Source organism: Moraxella bovis (assembly GCF_025985205.1).
Lineage (GTDB): Bacteria > Pseudomonadota > Gammaproteobacteria > Pseudomonadales > Moraxellaceae > Moraxella > Moraxella bovis.
Genome location: NZ_CP087840.1, coordinates 2077375 through 2092984 on the forward strand (window position 1 = coordinate 2077375; position 15610 = coordinate 2092984).

Annotated in this window: 14 protein-coding genes, 1 other RNA gene and 1 pseudogene; 9 read left to right on the forward strand and 7 right to left on the reverse strand. The window is 45.0% G+C overall.

Annotated elements, in window-relative coordinates; all coding sequences use genetic code 11:
• Nucleotides 1-133: 133 nt before the first annotated feature.
• Nucleotides 134-1081 carry a hypothetical protein gene (locus tag LP107_RS10580; protein WP_078274039.1) on the reverse strand — a complete coding sequence of 316 codons (948 nt, stop codon included), beginning with the start codon at nucleotides 1079-1081 and terminating at the stop codon, nucleotides 134-136.
• 152 nt (nucleotides 1082-1233) lie between these two features.
• On the opposite strand from LP107_RS10580, the gene LP107_RS10585 reads away from it, so the two are divergent.
• The 8 genes and pseudogenes from LP107_RS10585 (at nucleotide 1234) to LP107_RS10625 (ending at nucleotide 9121) form a co-directional block, all read left to right on the forward strand.
• Nucleotides 1234-2007: a methyltransferase domain-containing protein gene (locus LP107_RS10585; RefSeq protein WP_078274040.1), complete on the forward strand. Its 774-nt coding sequence runs from the start codon at nucleotides 1234-1236 to the stop codon at nucleotides 2005-2007.
• 109 nt (nucleotides 2008-2116) lie between these two features.
• Complete coding sequence (gene lon, locus LP107_RS10590) at nucleotides 2117-4531, forward strand: endopeptidase La (protein ID WP_078274041.1); 2415 nt, start codon at nucleotides 2117-2119, stop codon at nucleotides 4529-4531.
• A 148-nt stretch (nucleotides 4532-4679) separates the two neighbouring features.
• Nucleotides 4680-5285 carry a WG repeat-containing protein gene (locus tag LP107_RS10595; protein WP_078274042.1) on the forward strand — a complete coding sequence of 202 codons (606 nt, stop codon included), beginning with the start codon at nucleotides 4680-4682 and terminating at the stop codon, nucleotides 5283-5285.
• Entirely contained in the window at nucleotides 5282-5782 is a 501-nt protein-coding gene (locus LP107_RS10600; RefSeq protein WP_078274043.1) for a WG repeat-containing protein, read from the forward strand. Before LP107_RS10595 ends, LP107_RS10600 begins: the two co-directional genes overlap by 4 nt.
• Nucleotides 5764-6384 (forward strand): WG repeat-containing protein, encoded by a 621-nt coding sequence (locus LP107_RS10605; RefSeq protein ID WP_147287334.1) that lies wholly within the window; start codon nucleotides 5764-5766, stop codon nucleotides 6382-6384. Before LP107_RS10600 ends, LP107_RS10605 begins: the two co-directional genes overlap by 19 nt.
• A gap of 90 nt (nucleotides 6385-6474) precedes the next feature.
• Nucleotides 6475-8214 (forward strand): arginine--tRNA ligase, encoded by a 1740-nt coding sequence (gene argS / locus LP107_RS10610; protein ID WP_078274045.1) that lies wholly within the window; start codon nucleotides 6475-6477, stop codon nucleotides 8212-8214.
• Nucleotides 8215-8360: 146 nt separating this feature from the next.
• A pseudogene (locus tag LP107_RS14375) lies at nucleotides 8361-8705 on the forward strand (ASCH domain-containing protein).
• Nucleotides 8702-9121 carry an RNA-binding S4 domain-containing protein gene (locus tag LP107_RS10625; protein WP_078274047.1) on the forward strand — a complete coding sequence of 140 codons (420 nt, stop codon included), beginning with the start codon at nucleotides 8702-8704 and terminating at the stop codon, nucleotides 9119-9121. Before LP107_RS14375 ends, LP107_RS10625 begins: the two are co-directional and overlap by 4 nt.
• A gap of 214 nt (nucleotides 9122-9335) precedes the next feature.
• Here the strand turns inward: LP107_RS10625 and ffs are convergent.
• An RNA gene (ffs, locus tag LP107_RS10630) (signal recognition particle sRNA small type) lies at nucleotides 9336-9432 on the reverse strand.
• Between the two features lie 424 nt (nucleotides 9433-9856).
• Between ffs and LP107_RS10635 the strand changes: the two genes are divergently transcribed.
• A complete protein-coding gene (locus LP107_RS10635) occupies nucleotides 9857-10546 on the forward strand; it encodes an SIMPL domain-containing protein (RefSeq protein WP_078274049.1) in 690 nt (229 codons plus the stop codon).
• 98 nt (nucleotides 10547-10644) lie between these two features.
• On the opposite strand, the gene LP107_RS10640 is transcribed toward LP107_RS10635, so the two are convergent.
• From LP107_RS10640 to LP107_RS10660, 5 genes are all read right to left on the reverse strand, one after another.
• The gene (locus LP107_RS10640; protein ID WP_078274050.1) at nucleotides 10645-11475 is read right to left on the reverse strand and encodes an inositol monophosphatase family protein; all 831 of its coding nucleotides are present in this window, start codon (nucleotides 11473-11475) and stop codon (nucleotides 10645-10647) included.
• A 121-nt stretch (nucleotides 11476-11596) separates the two neighbouring features.
• A complete protein-coding gene (locus tag LP107_RS10645; RefSeq protein WP_112741909.1) occupies nucleotides 11597-12097 on the reverse strand; it encodes a WG repeat-containing protein in 501 nt (166 codons plus the stop codon).
• Nucleotides 12098-12620: 523 nt separating this feature from the next.
• A complete protein-coding gene (gene vapC, locus LP107_RS10650; protein ID WP_078274052.1) occupies nucleotides 12621-13022 on the reverse strand; it encodes a type II toxin-antitoxin system tRNA(fMet)-specific endonuclease VapC in 402 nt (133 codons plus the stop codon).
• Between the two features lie 14 nt (nucleotides 13023-13036).
• Nucleotides 13037-13270: a type II toxin-antitoxin system VapB family antitoxin gene (vapB, locus tag LP107_RS10655; RefSeq protein WP_112741908.1), complete on the reverse strand. Its 234-nt coding sequence runs from the start codon at nucleotides 13268-13270 to the stop codon at nucleotides 13037-13039.
• A 47-nt stretch (nucleotides 13271-13317) separates the two neighbouring features.
• Nucleotides 13318-15417: a 1-deoxy-D-xylulose-5-phosphate synthase gene (locus LP107_RS10660; protein WP_078274054.1), complete on the reverse strand. Its 2100-nt coding sequence runs from the start codon at nucleotides 15415-15417 to the stop codon at nucleotides 13318-13320.
• Between the last annotated feature and the right edge of the window lie 193 nt (nucleotides 15418-15610).

Genomic DNA, 15610 nt, shown 5'->3' on the forward strand with positions numbered 1-15610 from the left:
TCAAGCATGCTCATCCTTGACATTGATGAGTATTATTAGGACAATGGATAAATTTTGACTTTAAAAAGCACCATAAAAAAATACCCCAAATCACTTTGGGGTATCTTGCCGTTTTTCATCTTGCCACAAAAGATTAGTAAGTCTCATCCGTCTCAACGATGGTAATCTCGTTACTGGCAGGCTTTTCTGCCTTAGGTTCGGGTTTGGGTTCGGCTGTTGGCTTGGACTCTGTTTGAGCTTGCGTATCCGCTTTTGGCTTGGTCTCAGATTTTGGTTCGGACTTTGGTTCAGGTTTAGGCTCTGGCTTTGGCTCGGTATTTTGTGGTGTGCCACTTGGGACATCCTCAGGCTGTAAAATCACCTCCTCAGGTCTTAGTGTCTGGGTAGGTTCAGGCACTGATGGCAATTCCACAGGGCGGATTTGTACCGTTGGGGCAGGCACGATGTCGCTTGATGATTTGCCAATTTGGGCAGTTTCACGTTTGGCATTGGCTTGGTTTTGGCGATTCATCGAACGCACCGCTGTCGCCATGGTTTCAGACGCCAGTGCGATGACAGGTGTATTGTTATCAATGACAAGTGCCTCACCGTCCGCTTGGAAGACAAAATCTCCCACCAGACGATTGCCACCCATGAGACTCACGTCTTTTTCGATGGCTTGTTCTTCTAGGCTTGCCACGCCTGCCCCGCTAAACGTCTTATTGGCAAAGGCAATCTCTTCGTTAGGCAGAACAATATGAAGCTGTCCACGGCACTCACCACTGTCTTCGCTGACGTTTTGCAAATCAATGTCTAGCCCCGACAGGCGTGCCTTTAACTGCAATGACAGCTCATCGCTCGCCCCATTGCCCAGTCCACGCACAGACGCGGTGTAGAGCTCATCACGCACAAGGCTGACGACACGGTTTTTTAGGCTGACATCATCACAGACCACGGCAGGATGGTCGACCACTTCGGGGGTTGCAACCTCAATCTCTGCCTCAGCTTGTGGCTCGGGACTGTCTTTTTTGGTGCAACCGACCATGCCAGTCAATGCAAGGGCAACGGCAGACACACAGGCTAAATGGTTAAAAGTTTTCATGGCTTATCTCAAATTTGATTTAAAATTTACTTATAAAATAACTTTAAAAAGCGGTCGCCACTTGATACAATGACGCCCAACAAGGCGGTATCATCAAGGCAAAACGTAGCCATTATACCACGCCAAACCCATTTGCCAAATTATTTTTTATCATGAATCAGCCTATCCCCCACGCTCATTTTAATGACCGTAATTTTAATGACATTGCCGACCATTTTGCCAAAAAAGTCTATGGCGGTCTAAAAGGTCAAATCCGCCTTGCCGTGTTAGAGCGAGATTTGTCCGAGCATTTACCCAACCGTCCGCTTCGGGTGTTGGACGTGGGAGCAGGACTTGCCCAAATCAGCCTAAACCTTGCCACCCGTCATGAAGTCATCATCAGTGACATCTCCGATGAGATGATACAAAAGGCCCAAACCACCGCTTGCAAGCTGAACGTTTCACCCCGATTTATCGTGGCTCCTTATCAAAAACTCGCAAGCCTTTTAAAGGGACAAACATTTGACCTAATCTTATGCCATGCCGTCCTAGAATGGCTTGGCGAACCTGCCAAAATCATGGTGTTTTTTGATGAATTTTTAGCCGATGATGGCTATTTGTCGTTGTGCTTTTATAACCCTGCCAGCATGGTTTATCGCAACCTTATTATGGGTAATTTTTATCAATTAGCACGCCCCAAGCCTGCCGACAATAAAAGCCTAACCCCAAACAATCCTGTCGCTTATGACACGGTCAAATCATGGCTTGATGATGGGGGATATACCACCCTTTGCCAGTCGGGGATACGAGTGTTTTCTGACTACGCTCCCTTAAAACGTGGTGGACACAACAACCCTGATGATGTCGTGGCAATGGAGCTTAACTATTCCCAAACCCACCCTTTTTGGCAAATGGGGCGGTATTTGCATATTTTGGCGAAAAGATAACCAATTTTTCATAAAATCATCGCACTGCCTTGCAATTTGCCACGCCCGCCACCATAACAGGCTGACATTATAAGAATTTATTATTATAAGAATTTATTTGGAGTTTATCATGTCTGATAACCAAACCTTGCCCCTACTTGCCGTGCGTGATGTCGTGGTCTATCCGCACATGCAAATCGCCCTATTTGTGGGACGTGAGCAGTCCATTAACGCCATACAGCTTGCCAATGAGAGCTTTGATGGTCATCTGCTTGTGGTCTCACAAAAAGACTCGCTGTCAGAAGAGATTAACACCGACAATCTCTACCGCTTTGGCACGGTGTGCAGAGTCATTAGCACCATGCCCCACGACGCTGACGAAAACTGCCTAAAGGTACTCATCGAAGGACAGACTCGTGCCGAAGTGGCAGGCGTTGATATTGATGAGACGTACAACGCTTTTGTGGCGGTATTTCATGAACAGCCTGTTACCGACACGCTCGGCGATGATGACAAAGACGCTCACAAAAAGGTATTGATGGATTTTTTTGCCAGTTTTGCCGAAGAGAACCTACGCAACGGGCGTGAGATTACCCGTGTGGCAGGCAAGATTAGCGACTTGACCGAACTCATGTACTTTATCGCCACTCGGGTATCCATGCCCCTTGACAAGAAACAAACATTGCTTGAAGATGGCGACATCATGGATTATTACCACACGCTGACCGAGTTTTTTGTGAGCAATCATGCCGAGCAGTCGCTTGAAAATGAACTCCAAGAAACCGTGCGTAAGCAAATGGAAAATAATCATCGTGAGTATTTTTTAAATGAAAAAATGAAAGCGATTAAATCCGAGCTGTCCGATTTAAATGACGGGGCGGACGAAGAAGATGGCGAACTTGAAAAACGCCTAAAAGAAGCCGACCTACCTGATGATGTCCGCAAAAAGGCAGAAACCGAATTTAAAAAGTTAAAGCAAATGCCCCCAAGCTCATCGGAGGCGTCTGTGGTGCGTGGCTATGTGGAGTGGATACTAGATACCCCATGGAAAAAGGCAAGCAAGGTATCTATTGACCTTGCCAAAGCCAAAAAAACCCTTGACAAAGACCACTATGGGCTAGATGATGTCAAAGACCGCATTGTTGAGTACCTAGCCGTGCAGTCTCGTGTCAAAAAACTGCGAGGTCCTATCCTATGTCTAGTAGGTCCCCCGGGGGTTGGTAAAACGTCGCTTGGCGAGAGTATCGCTCGTGCCACAGGGCGTAAGTTTGTGCGTATGGCGTTGGGCGGTGTGCGTGATGAAGCTGAGATTCGTGGGCATAGACGCACCTATATCGGAGCGATGCCGGGCAAAATCGTACAGTCCTTGGCAAAAGTAGAAGTCAAAAATCCGCTATTTTTGCTTGATGAAATTGACAAAATGGCACAGGACTATCGTGGCGACCCTGCGTCTGCCTTACTAGAAGTGCTTGATCCGTCGCAAAACAACAGCTTTAACGACCATTATCTTGACTTAGATTTGGATTTGTCCGAGGTCATGTTTATCTGCACCGCTAACAGCATGAACATACCGCCAGCCTTGCTTGACCGCATGGAAGTCATTCGTCTGCCTGGATACACCGAAGACGAAAAAATGAACATCGCTCACAACTATCTCACCCCCAAAGCCCTAGAACAAAACGGGCTTGGTAAAGATGAGCTGGACATTACCGATGATGCCATTCTTAGCATTATCCGCCACTATACCCGTGAAGCAGGCGTGCGTAACTTGGAGCGTGAAATTAACAAAATCAGCCGTAAAGCGGTGCGTTCGCAGGTTGAGACTTATGGCATCAAACCCAAAAAAAGCACGAAAATTGAGCCGTTATCGGTAACGGACGACAACATTGCTGATTATTTGGGTGTTAAACCCTTTGACTTTGGTTTGGCAGAAAAAGAACCTGAGATTGGGCGGATTACAGGACTTGCGTGGACTTCGGTGGGCGGTGAGCTACTCACCATTGAGACCGCCACCATGCAGGGCAAGGGCGAGCTTGTCTTTACAGGGTCGCTTGGCGATGTCATGAAAGAGTCTATCCGTGCCGCCATGAGTGTGGTGCGAGCTGGGGGCGAACGCTTTGGTATCAGCTATGATAAGTTCAAAGACACCGACATTCATGTGCATATGCCCGAAGGTGCCACGCCCAAAGACGGTCCGTCCGCAGGTATCGCTCTGACCACCGCTTTGGTATCCGCCTTTACAGGCATTGCCATTCGTGCCGACATCGCCATGACAGGCGAAGTTACTTTGCGTGGCAAAGTGCTAAAAATCGGCGGTCTCAAAGAAAAACTGCTCGCCGCTCATCGTGGCGGTATCAAGCATGTGCTTGTCCCCAAGTCCAACGAACCTGACCTTGCCGACATTCCTGACAACGTCAAAGAAGGCTTGACCATTCAATCGGTTGAGACCATTGATGAAGTCCTAAAAGTCGCCCTAGTCGCCCCGCTCATGCCTTTAAAGCCGAGCGTGGTGGTAAAGGCAGGCGAGCAGGCGCTCAGAAGCTGATTAAAAAAGAAGCCTTAAAGAACCCCAAAACCCTGTCCACTGGCAGGGTTTTTTGTGGGTACATTTTGGCTTGTCTCTATATCCAAAATCCGCTAAGATAGGGAGAATTTCTCTTATTTTTCCTAACTTATCTTAATTGGCGATAACCATGAAAAAACTTCTAAACCCCCTTATCATCGCCCTATCCCTTTTACCCTTATCCGCTTTGGCGTGTGAAAGACCACAGGTAATAGGGTATGATGTTGGTTGCTTGCAGGGTGGTTTGGCGACAGTATGGCAACAGGGCAAACAAGGTGTTGTTGATAAAACAGGTAAAATTATTATCCTTGCTCAATATGATTTTGTCGGCAATTTTTCAGAAGGCTTAGCAATCGTAGAACAAAATAATAAATATGGCTTTATTGATAAAACGAACAAAATCGTTATTCCTATTCAATATGATGATGCTTGGCATTTTTCAGAGGGTTTGGCAGGTGTAGAGCAAAATGACAAATGGGGTTTTATTGATAAAACAGGCAAAGTGATTATCCCCTTTAAATATCAGAGCGCTGTTCTTTTTGTTGATGATTTGGCTGTTGTAGAATTAGATAACAAATATGGCTTTATTGATAAAACAGGTAAAATAGCCATACCTTTTCAATATGACTACGCTTCTTGGGGATTTGAAAACGGTAAAGCCAAAGTCTCGTTAAATGGCGAAACTTTTTATATAGACAAAACAGGCAAACGCATTGACTACAAGGATAAATCATGAAAAAATTTTTAAACCCCCTTATTATAGCTTTGTCCCTACCCTTATCCGCTTTAGCGTGTGAAAGACCGCAAGTGGCAGGATATGATTATGTGGGTTGTTTATCAGAAGACTTGGCGGTTGTACAAAAGAACAGCAAATATGGCTTTATTGACAAAACAGGTGAAATCGTCATTCCCGTTCAATATGATTTGACTTGGGATTTTGCAGAAGGACTGGCAAGAGTAAAACAAGAAGGCAAATGGGGGTATATTGATAAAACAGGTATGGTAGTTGTTCCTATTTATTATGATGACATGGAGAACTTTCTAGTAGGCGACTTGGTACTCGTAAAACAAAATGATAAATACGGCTTGCTTGATAACATAGGCAGGATTGTCGCCCCTGTGCAATATGATGACATTTGGAGTTTTTTAAATGACTCTATAAGAGTACAACAAGATGGCAAATACGGTTTTTTTAGATACAACAGGCAAGGTGATTGTTCCTGTTCGATATGATGAAGTTTGGAGTTTTTTCAGAAGATTTGGCACTGGTAAAACAAAATGGCAAATATGGCTATGTTGATAGGACAGGCAAAGTGGTTATTACCATTGAATATGATTATGCTCGGCATTTTTCAGAAGGATTGTCAAATGTAGAGCAGAATGGCAAGTTTGGATTTATTGATAAAACAGGAAAAGTGGTTATCCCCTTTGAATATGATATCGCTTGGTCTTTTTCAAAGAGCTTGGCAAAAGTACAACAAAAAGGTAAACATGGTTTTATAGATAAAACAGGTAAAGTGGTTGTTCCTATTGAATATGATGATATTTATGGTTTTAAAAACGGTTTGGCGCTCGTAAAACAAAATAATAAATACGGTTTTGTAGATAAAACAGGTAAAGTGGTTATTCCCATTCAATACGATTTTATTTTGGGCTTTTCAGACGGTTTGGCAGGAGTAAAACAAAATGGCAAATGGGGTTTTATAGATAAGTCAGGAAACATAGTCATGCCTGCTATCTATGATATGGTTCAAAGTTTTGAAAATGGCAATACCTTAGTAATACCAAACGGCGAAACTTTTTATATAGACAAAACAGGCAAACGCCTAGACTAGCCCAAAGGGTTTGCGATGATTTTCCCCAAATCGCTAAATTTCTAGTATAATAACCCGTTTTAAGTTTTAACATCACTTTTAAGAGCTATCATGACTATCCAATCCCTACTTCACACCCACCTACAAACCGCCATGATAAACGCAGGGGCGGACAAAGACACCGACCCTGTCATCAAGCAATCAGGCAAGCCCCAGTTTGGCGATTACCAAGCCAATGGCATGATGGGCGTTGCCAAAAAACTTGGCACAAACCCACGAGAATTTGCCCAAAAAGTGCTTGATGAACTGGCAAATAGCCAAGCCTTGGACGGCATTGCCGAAAAATTAGAAATCGCAGGGCCGGGCTTTATTAACATCTTTCTTGACAATGATTTTCTAGCCAAGTCCGCCCACACCGCTCGCACGTCCGACCGCTTGGGCATTACGTCCGACCACACTGAGACGGTTGTCATTGACTATTCATCGCCAAACGTTGCCAAAGAAATGCACGTTGGACATTTGCGTTCTACCATTATTGGCGACAGCTCGGTGCGTGTGCTTGAATTTTTGGGCGACACCGTCATTCGTGCCAACCATGTGGGCGACTGGGGGACGCAGTTTGGTATGCTCATCGCCTACCTTGAAAAAATGCAAAACGAAAATGCGTCCGATATGGAATTATCTGACCTAGAAGCCTTTTATCGTGATGCCAAAGCAACTTATGATAACGATGAAGCCTTTGCCGAAAAAGCTCGTGGCTATGTGGTCAAACTCCAAAGTGGCGATGAATATTGCCTCGCCATGTGGCAAAAACTTGTTGCCATTACCATGAGCCAAAACCAAGCCAGTTACGAACGCCTAAACGTAACCCTAACCGATAAAGACATCATGGGCGAGAGTCTATACAACCCCATGCTCCCTGACATCGTCAAAACCCTAAAAGACAAAGGCGTGGCGGTAGAAGATGAGGGGGCAACCGTGGTATATCTGCCTGAATTTAAAAACAAAGAAGGCGAGCCACTTGGTATCATCATTCAGAAAAAAGACGGCGGATTTTTGTACACCACCACCGACATCGCCGCCGCAAGCTACCGCTATCACACCTTGCACGCTGACCGTGCCATTGTCTATTCTGACACTCGTCAAGCCCAGCACATGGCACAGGCGTGGGCGATTGCACGGCTTGGCGGATTTGTGCCTGATAACTTTAAATTAGAACATCACAATTTTGGCATGATGCTTGGCAAAGACGGCAAACCATTCAAAACTCGCACAGGCGGTACGGTCAAACTTGCCGACCTGCTTGATGAAGCGGTTGCCCGTGCCACCGTCTTGATAGACAGCAAAAACCCAGACGTAACTGCCGATGAGCGGACGGCACTCATTGATGCGGTTGCCATTGGGGCAGTCAAATATGCCGACCTATCCAAGCACCGCACGACCGATTATGTGTTTGATTGGGACAGTATGCTCAACTTTGAAGGCAACACCGCCCCTTATATGCAGTACGCTTACACCCGTGTGCGTTCTATTTTTGCCAAAGCAGGGGTAAATCCTGACACACTAACAGGCGAGATTGTCATCACGGACGACAAAGAGCGAGCATTGGTGGTCAAATTATTGCAATTTGAAGAAGCCCTACGCCAAGTCGCCAAAGACGGTACGCCCCATGTGTTGTGTGGCTATCTGTATGAATTGGCTGGGATTTTTTCATCGTTTTATGAAGCCTGCCCGATACTCTCAGCAGATGACGACACCAAAAACAGCCGTCTGCAACTGGCGGATTTGACCGCCAAGACTTTAAAAACAGGCTTGGATTTACTCGGCATTAAGACGGTTGAGAAAATGTAATTGATAAATTCAAGATTGCCATTGGGTTGTCCTAATGGCAATTTTTTAAATTCGAAGCACCTATGTTTGACAAATTTGGCGATATCGGCACCGACAATTTAAACATTACCACCCTGCCCCATTGGTCATTTGGCGACAGCCCCAAAATGGCGGACGAACTTGTAGGGCTTGTCCTAGACGGCAAAAAGCGAGCCACTTGCACCGCTCTGCATTGGGATTTGGACGAGCCAGCTTACCCCGTTGGTAACCTGCAAGTCATCACAGACGGACAAAACCACCCACGCTGTGTTATCTAAAACACCGCCCAATTCATCATTCGCTTTTGTGATGTTGATGAAAAGTTGGCACGTCCAGAAGGCGAAGGCGATTTGTCGCTTGATTTTTGGCGGACGGCTCATCAAGAATTTTTTGAGCGGTTTGGGATATTTGATGATAAAATGTGGTTGTTGTTTGAAACCTTTGATGTTATAAAAATACTGGACACCCCATGAAAAACCAAAACAATCAAGAACCCCAAACCCTAAATAAAGTCCGTGCCGACAAATGGCTGTGGGCGGCACGATTTTTTCGCACTCGCACCCTTGCCAAAGAAGCGATAGAAGGCGGAAAAGTCCACATGAATGGTCAAAAAATCAAAACGAGCAAAGAGCTACAAGTGGGCGACACCCTAACCATTCGCCAAGGTCATGCCAACGTCCAAGAACAAAAAACCATCATCATCAAAGCCTTATCTGACAATCGGGGCAGTGCTACCATCGCCCAAACGCTATACGATGAGACAGATGAGAGCATTGCCACTCGAGAGTTTTTTGCCGAGCAACGCAAATTACAAAACCTTGCCAGACCATCTACCAAACCCGACAAAAAACAACGTCGGGACATTGAGAAATTTAAAAATAATTGGTGAAGATTGTACGCAGGAATGTGCCAAAGAAATGGTATCAGGATAGATTACCCCATTCTCAACTTTATATGAGTGCTTGATTTATCAAGGGTGAATTGCAATTCACCCCCTAACAACTTACAAAATAATTAACTAATAATCAATAGGTTGCGATTTTAAGTTGGGATTGGAGTATAGATTACAAAAAGAGAATTGCCAAATTTTAGGCAAAAAATGACTTCATCAGCACACCTTCGGCACACTTTGGGATTATTACCGTTGCTACCTTCCGGTCCTGGCGGGGTTCATAAATCAAAGTTGCGAAGCTACCGATGAAGCCGAGAGTAATTATACATGATTTTTTTAAAAATGCAAGAAAATTTTTTTAAATTTTATCAATTTAAAAGCACTCAAACCTCACAAATAATTTTAAAAAATAAATCCATGCTATTTGTTAGGGCGTGCCTGCCTTTTGTATTTGCAATGAAAAATGAGAAAAATCGCACGTTTTTCAAGGAAAAGTCCGCCGTTGATATTGGAATATCAACAAGGATTTTAACTTCGAGCCACAAGATTTAGCCATTTTTCATGCAAAAACACCGTTGTACTGCTACAACATTTTCTAAATTTTAAATTGCGTTATAAAGGGCAGGCACGCCCTACATTAAAGCAATAATCAGATACAAATTAGCACAACAATCAAGAATAAATTGTATTACAATAATTTAGTTTTTGTTATATTCTATCACGGAGTAATTCATGCGTGCATCAACAATACCCTTACTGCTTAGTTTGGCATTAGCAGGCACTCACGCTCACGCCCAAAGCTACAACCAAATCAGCTTTAATGTCGAGACCGCCAAAACCATCGCCAACGATGAGCTGACTGCCACACTCACCAAATCAGCGGACAACGCCAATGCCAAAACGTTGGCAAATACCCTAAACACCAACGCCAACAAAGCCCTAGCCATCGCCCAAAAATACCCCAATGTCAAAGTCACCACAGGTCGCCATCACACCTACCCACGCTATGACAACAAAGGCAAAATCAATGGCTTTACAGGTTCATCATCAATCAACATCCAAAGCCAAAACTTCGAAGAAGCCAGTGAGCTCATCGCTGAGCTACAAAGCTTTATGACACTTGGCAGTCTTGACTTTGGTGTATCCGAAGCCACCCAAAAGACAGTAGAGAATGAACTCAAAGCCCAAACCATCCAAAAATTCACCGATGAAGCCAAAACCATCAGCACCGCCTTTGGGGCGAGCGATTATAGAATCATAAAAGTGGACTTAAACAATGCTGGCGGTCGTTTTATTGTCAGTCCCATGATGGGTTATGCTGTCGCTGAAGCAAAAGACAACTCCGCCACCATTCAAAGCTATGAAGGCGGTGAAAGTCGTCTTAATTATGAAGCCCAAGGCGTGATTGAATTGGTTAAATAATATTTATCAGTTTGGGACAGGCACGCACAGCCCCATCAAAAAACCACCAAACGCCTTGTTTGGTGGTTTTGATTTTTAAATACAATATCAATATCTTATCACGCCAATGCATTTTCCCATGTCGGGATGACCGCTTGCATGAGTGGTTTTAGTAGTTTGGCATTACAAGCAAAGACCGAACCTGTACGCATGGCATTGTTTGCCCCTTTGTGGTCAACCACCACCGCTCTAGCTTCACTGGCAATCAGCTCGCCTGCACACACGTCCCACGGCTTGATACTCATCTCAAAATAGCCATCAAAACGCCCTGCCGCCACATAGCACAAATCCAGTGCCGCCGAACCTGTACGACGAACCTGCCCGCCCTGCTCACAAATCACCGCCAAACTGGCAAAGTGCTGACGGATAAAGCTCGTGCGAGTCTCGCCCGTCATGCGTTCATAAGGATGTCCTGTGGTGAACAGTCCGCCCGCTATCGTGGTACGCTCTAAGACCGACAGACGACGTTGGTTCAATCTCGCCCCACGTCCACGACTGGCAGTAAACAACTCATCACGCACAGGGTCATAGACCACGCCATGTTCGGTCACGCCTTTGTGCTGAATGCCGATAGACACACAAAAATGCGGTACGCCATGCACGAAGTTCTGCGTACCATCTAGTGGGTCAATGACAAAGCACCAATCAGCATCCGCCCCCTTACCTTCTTGTAAGCCAAACTCTTCACCCAAAAATGAGTGCTTAGGATAGCTTTCTTTTAACAAAGAAATGGTCAGCTCTTCGGCATAACGGTCAATCTTCGTTACCAAGCCATCAAGCCCCTTGGACTCAACACCCAAATCAATACGATGACGGTTCTCATGAGCCTTTAAAATCTCATGACCGACTTTTTTCGCCACTTCGGACGCAATCACCACCATAGGTTCCATAACACACCTTACAAACGTTTATTGAATTTAAATAATGCTTTTGTATTCATCATACAAAGACGGCCATTATAGCCCAAAACGGGCAAAATTGCGACCAAAATTTACCACTTGCCAAATTAACCTAGTAGCTTGGTTCTGGTATCACAGGCTCGCCAGAGAGTAACTCATGAGCCAAATCCACGGCAGGCACATCGACCGTATCAGGTATTGGCATGACAGGTGTCTCATCTAACACCCTTTGACCCCGCCCATCCACCATAAAATACTCATCATCCCTGCGAACCAATGCCGTGCCATTTTTAAAAAATCCCACATCATCATATTTTAGTGGCACGACCAGTAGTCCTTGATGATTGATAAAGCCAAATCTATCTTTGTACTGCACCCGAGCCACGCCATCATAGAATACGCCCATCTCATCAAACATGAGTGGTGCGATGACAATCCCCCTATCATCCATCATGCCATATTTGCCGTTTTGGGCGACTTTGATTAGCCCGTCCGAGATACACTCACGACTGTCGTACTCTTCACTGGCTTTGGGCATCACACATTCATGAGCCATTGCCGTGTGGCTCATGCCCAAAACAAACATCAAGAACATTACGGGGAATTTAATCATTGGCGTGGATAATCGTGTTATGGAAAATGACGTCAGTCAATCAAACAATCATTAATAAATTTTATCAAACTTTATTCATCAATGCTACTTATTAGCACTCATTGCCATTTGCCACTACCAAATTCATGTCTGTTTTTCCTTAATTTGCCCAATTTATAATTTTATATTATAATTACATTGGTTTTTACTTATATATTATTCTTTTACAGTGATGATTATATTGGCAAAGATTTGCAAGGCGGATTGATGTTGCTTGATTTTGGTATTAGTCTAAAAAGTATGCCAAACTAGGTTTCCGTTCTCCCTGCACCTGCCTGCGAGTAGGAAAATCGTTATGAGCAGGCATGGCTCACCACGAATGGTTTTCTTTATAACATACTTTTTGAACCAGAGCTAAATAGTTATACCCAAGAAACTTTTAAACTTACCACAAACACAATGATGCTTGGATATAAAGGCGTGGCAAGTATCAAGTTTGTTAGGCATAAAAGACATTTAACCAAATTATGCCAAATTTAATAAATCAAATCGCCCAATTACCAATCCTAAGCCCTGACACTCGTTTAAATTCATCGGTATTATTGGTAATCAAGGTCAGCCCCAATGCCCGTGCATGAGAGGCGATATGAATGTCATTTTCACTAATGAGCTTGCCCTGCTTGGTCAAATCAGCACAAATCTCGCCGTAATGGGGCGAGCATTCTGCGGTATAATCAAGCACCGTCAAACGTGATAAAAAATCTTCGACTTGATGTAGATTTTTATCCATAAATTGGCTGTTGTACGCCCCAAAATACAACTCGCTTGCCACGATACTGCTTACGCAAATCCGCCCTGCATATTGGTTAAATTTGTTTAATGCTTTTATGGGGCGTTCTTTTATCACATAAATGTAGATATTGGTATCCAGCATAAAACTAAACATATTCGTCCTAGTTATCAGTCAAAAGTCAATCGCTCGCTTTTTGGCATGGTCGGGCGGTTTGCCATAAAATCATCACTCGCTCGCTCATCACTCAAAAAAAAGCTGTCCCACACACCATCAATTGGGGTCAAAATCCGCTCATTGCCCACTTTTCTAATCATGACGGCTTTGACATCGTCATCAAAGCGAAATTTGGCAGGAATGCGAACCGCTTGGGTGCGATTATTAAAAAAAACACTGGTTTGCATGGCATTCTCCCATAAGTGTATATGACATTAGTATATGTCAAATTCCATTATTTATCAATATCAAGGCTAGACAATCTCGCCAAAATCCCACCCTTATCCAGTCCACACTCCGCCAACTGCTCATCATGACTGCCATGAGCGACAAACACATCATCGATGCCAATCTGCAAAAGCCAACCACCATAGCCCACACTTGCCAGATATTCGCCCACCGCCGAGCCTGCTCCGCCCATACGCTGATGTTCTTCTACCGTGATAAAATGCGTAACGCCCTGCCCGATAAGCTCGTCTATCAGCTCATTATCAAGTGGCTTGACCCACCGCATATCCACCACCGTCATGGGCGTGTCTGTCGTTTGGGCGAACGTTTGGCTTGCCGATAGGCTGTCGCTTAGGCGTGTACCAAAGGCAAGAACGGCGATTTTTTTGCCTGTCTCTTTTTTGTCTGATTTGTCCGTAAAATTATCCGTCCGCCATACGATTTTTGCCTTGCCGATGACAAATTTTTCATCATCTTTAATAATCTCACGCCCCACGCCCACACCCCTAGGATAGCGAATGGCACTTGTACCTTGATAAGCATAGCAAGCGTTTAGTAGATGATAGCATTCATGTTCATCGCTTGGCGTGGCAATCACCACATTTGGCACACAGCGTAAATACGCCAAATCAAACACGCCTGCATGAGTCGCCCCGTCTTCACCCACAAGCCCCGCTCGGTCTATGGCAAAGGTTACGTCTAAGTTTTGTAAGGCGACATCATGAATCAGCTGGTCATAGCCACGCTGTAAAAAGGTAGAATAAATCGCCACCACAGGTTTTAATCCACCTGTTGCCATGCCCCCTGCTAAGGTTACGGCGTGCTGTTCGGCAATCGCCACATCAAAAAACTTAGCAGGATACGCCTTGGCGAATGCTACCATGCCCGAGCCTTCGCACATGGCAGGGGTAATGGCAACCATATGGGGTTCAGCTCCGTTATCCATAAGCCAGTCGCCAAAAACGTCTGAATATTTTTTGGCTTTGGGAGCGTTGTCCTTTTTTAGCACATCTTTTTTGGGTAGTTTGCCAATGGCGTGATAAGTAATGGGGTCAGCCTCGGCAGGCAAAAAGCCCTTGCCTTTGACCGTATGGACGTGAATCAGCACCGCCCCTTTTAACTGTTTGGCACGTTCAAACACTTGCAAAAGTTTTGGCAAATCATGTCCGTCAAAAGGCCCAAGGTAGGTGAAACCAATCGCCTTAAATAAATTATCAGGGAAAATATGGTCATGCACTTTTTCGGCGATTTTGTCCGACAAGGGCATGGGCGGAGCGTTTTTGCCAAAAAGACCGCCGATATTTTGCACAAGATTACCGCCCAGTTTGGCAGGGATTTTTTCTAGGGTTTCTTTTGCCCCATTTGCCATGTGCAGATAGTGGCGAACCCGTCTGTCATCAGGGCTAATCTCACGCTTTATCATCAAGATATTGCCGTGTTTGTCAATGTCAAAGGCAAGCCCACGTTGCCACAGCCGTGCCAAATGGCGACTAAATCCGCCAATCGCTTGCGAGATTGACATGTCATTGTCATTTAGCACCACCGTCAAATCGGCATTTTGTTGCACCGCATCATTCATCGCTTCAAACGCCATGCCCCCCGTCATCGCCCCGTCTCCGATGACCGCCACAACCTTGCGGTTTTCGCCCTTGATACGGCTCGCAAGGCTCATGCCAAGTCCTGCCGATATGGACGTGGAACTATGCCCTACGCCAAAGGTGTCGTACTCGCTCTCGCTCCGCTCGGGAAATGCCGTCAGACCGCCTTTGGCACGGATACGAATTAGCTCATCACGCCGACCTGTCAGCACCTTATGGGCGTACGCCTGATGCCCAACATCCCAAACAAGCTTATCATAAGGTGTATCATAACTGGCGTGCAGAGCAACCGTCAGCTCCACCACGCCCAAATTTGCTCCAAAATGCCCACCACTTTGACCGACCGAGTAAAGCAAATATTCACGGAGTTCGTCCGATAATTGGCACAGCTCATCGGTGTTTAACCCCTTTAAATCTTTGGGCAAGCTAACCTTATCCAAAAGGGGTGTCGTGGGGCGAGACGTGGGCAGGTGCGTGAAGGTGCGTGGTGCGTGGGCAGAAGTTGGCATGGGGCTAGTATTCCAGATTTTGATTTTTTAAAAGTTGTCTTTAAAAAGTTATGTTAAGTTATAACAATTTTTGCGGTATAATGCCAAACTTGGCAATGGCAAAGCCAAACTTGAATCAGGGGCTTATTTTACAAGATAGCCTTTTAATTTGCCATAGTAGCACCATTTAATTCACAAATTATTCACAATTTAC

Excerpts from the sequence above, each read along its gene's own strand:
- LP107_RS10580 (WP_078274039.1), bottom strand. The coding sequence starts at position 1,081 with ATGAAAACTTTTAACCATTTAGCCTGTGTGTCTGCCGTTGCCCTTGCA.
- LP107_RS10625 (WP_078274047.1), top strand. The coding sequence starts at position 8,702 with ATGAAAAACCAAAACAATCAAGAACCCCAAACCCTAAATAAAGTCCGT.
- LP107_RS10635 (WP_078274049.1), top strand. The coding sequence starts at position 9,857 with ATGCGTGCATCAACAATACCCTTACTGCTTAGTTTGGCATTAGCAGGC.
- vapC (WP_078274052.1), bottom strand. The coding sequence starts at position 13,022 with ATGTTTAGTTTTATGCTGGATACCAATATCTACATTTATGTGATAAAA.
- LP107_RS10660 (WP_078274054.1), bottom strand. The coding sequence starts at position 15,417 with ATGCCAACTTCTGCCCACGCACCACGCACCTTCACGCACCTGCCCACG.
- argS (WP_078274045.1), top strand. The coding sequence starts at position 6,475 with ATGACTATCCAATCCCTACTTCACACCCACCTACAAACCGCCATGATA.
- LP107_RS10595 (WP_078274042.1), top strand. The coding sequence starts at position 4,680 with ATGAAAAAACTTCTAAACCCCCTTATCATCGCCCTATCCCTTTTACCC.
- vapB (WP_112741908.1), bottom strand. The coding sequence starts at position 13,270 with ATGCAAACCAGTGTTTTTTTTAATAATCGCACCCAAGCGGTTCGCATT.
- lon (WP_078274041.1), top strand. The coding sequence starts at position 2,117 with ATGTCTGATAACCAAACCTTGCCCCTACTTGCCGTGCGTGATGTCGTG.
- LP107_RS10585 (WP_078274040.1), top strand. The coding sequence starts at position 1,234 with ATGAATCAGCCTATCCCCCACGCTCATTTTAATGACCGTAATTTTAAT.
- LP107_RS10640 (WP_078274050.1), bottom strand. The coding sequence starts at position 11,475 with ATGGAACCTATGGTGGTGATTGCGTCCGAAGTGGCGAAAAAAGTCGGT.
- LP107_RS10645 (WP_112741909.1), bottom strand. The coding sequence starts at position 12,097 with ATGATTAAATTCCCCGTAATGTTCTTGATGTTTGTTTTGGGCATGAGC.
- LP107_RS10600 (WP_078274043.1), top strand. The coding sequence starts at position 5,282 with ATGAAAAAATTTTTAAACCCCCTTATTATAGCTTTGTCCCTACCCTTA.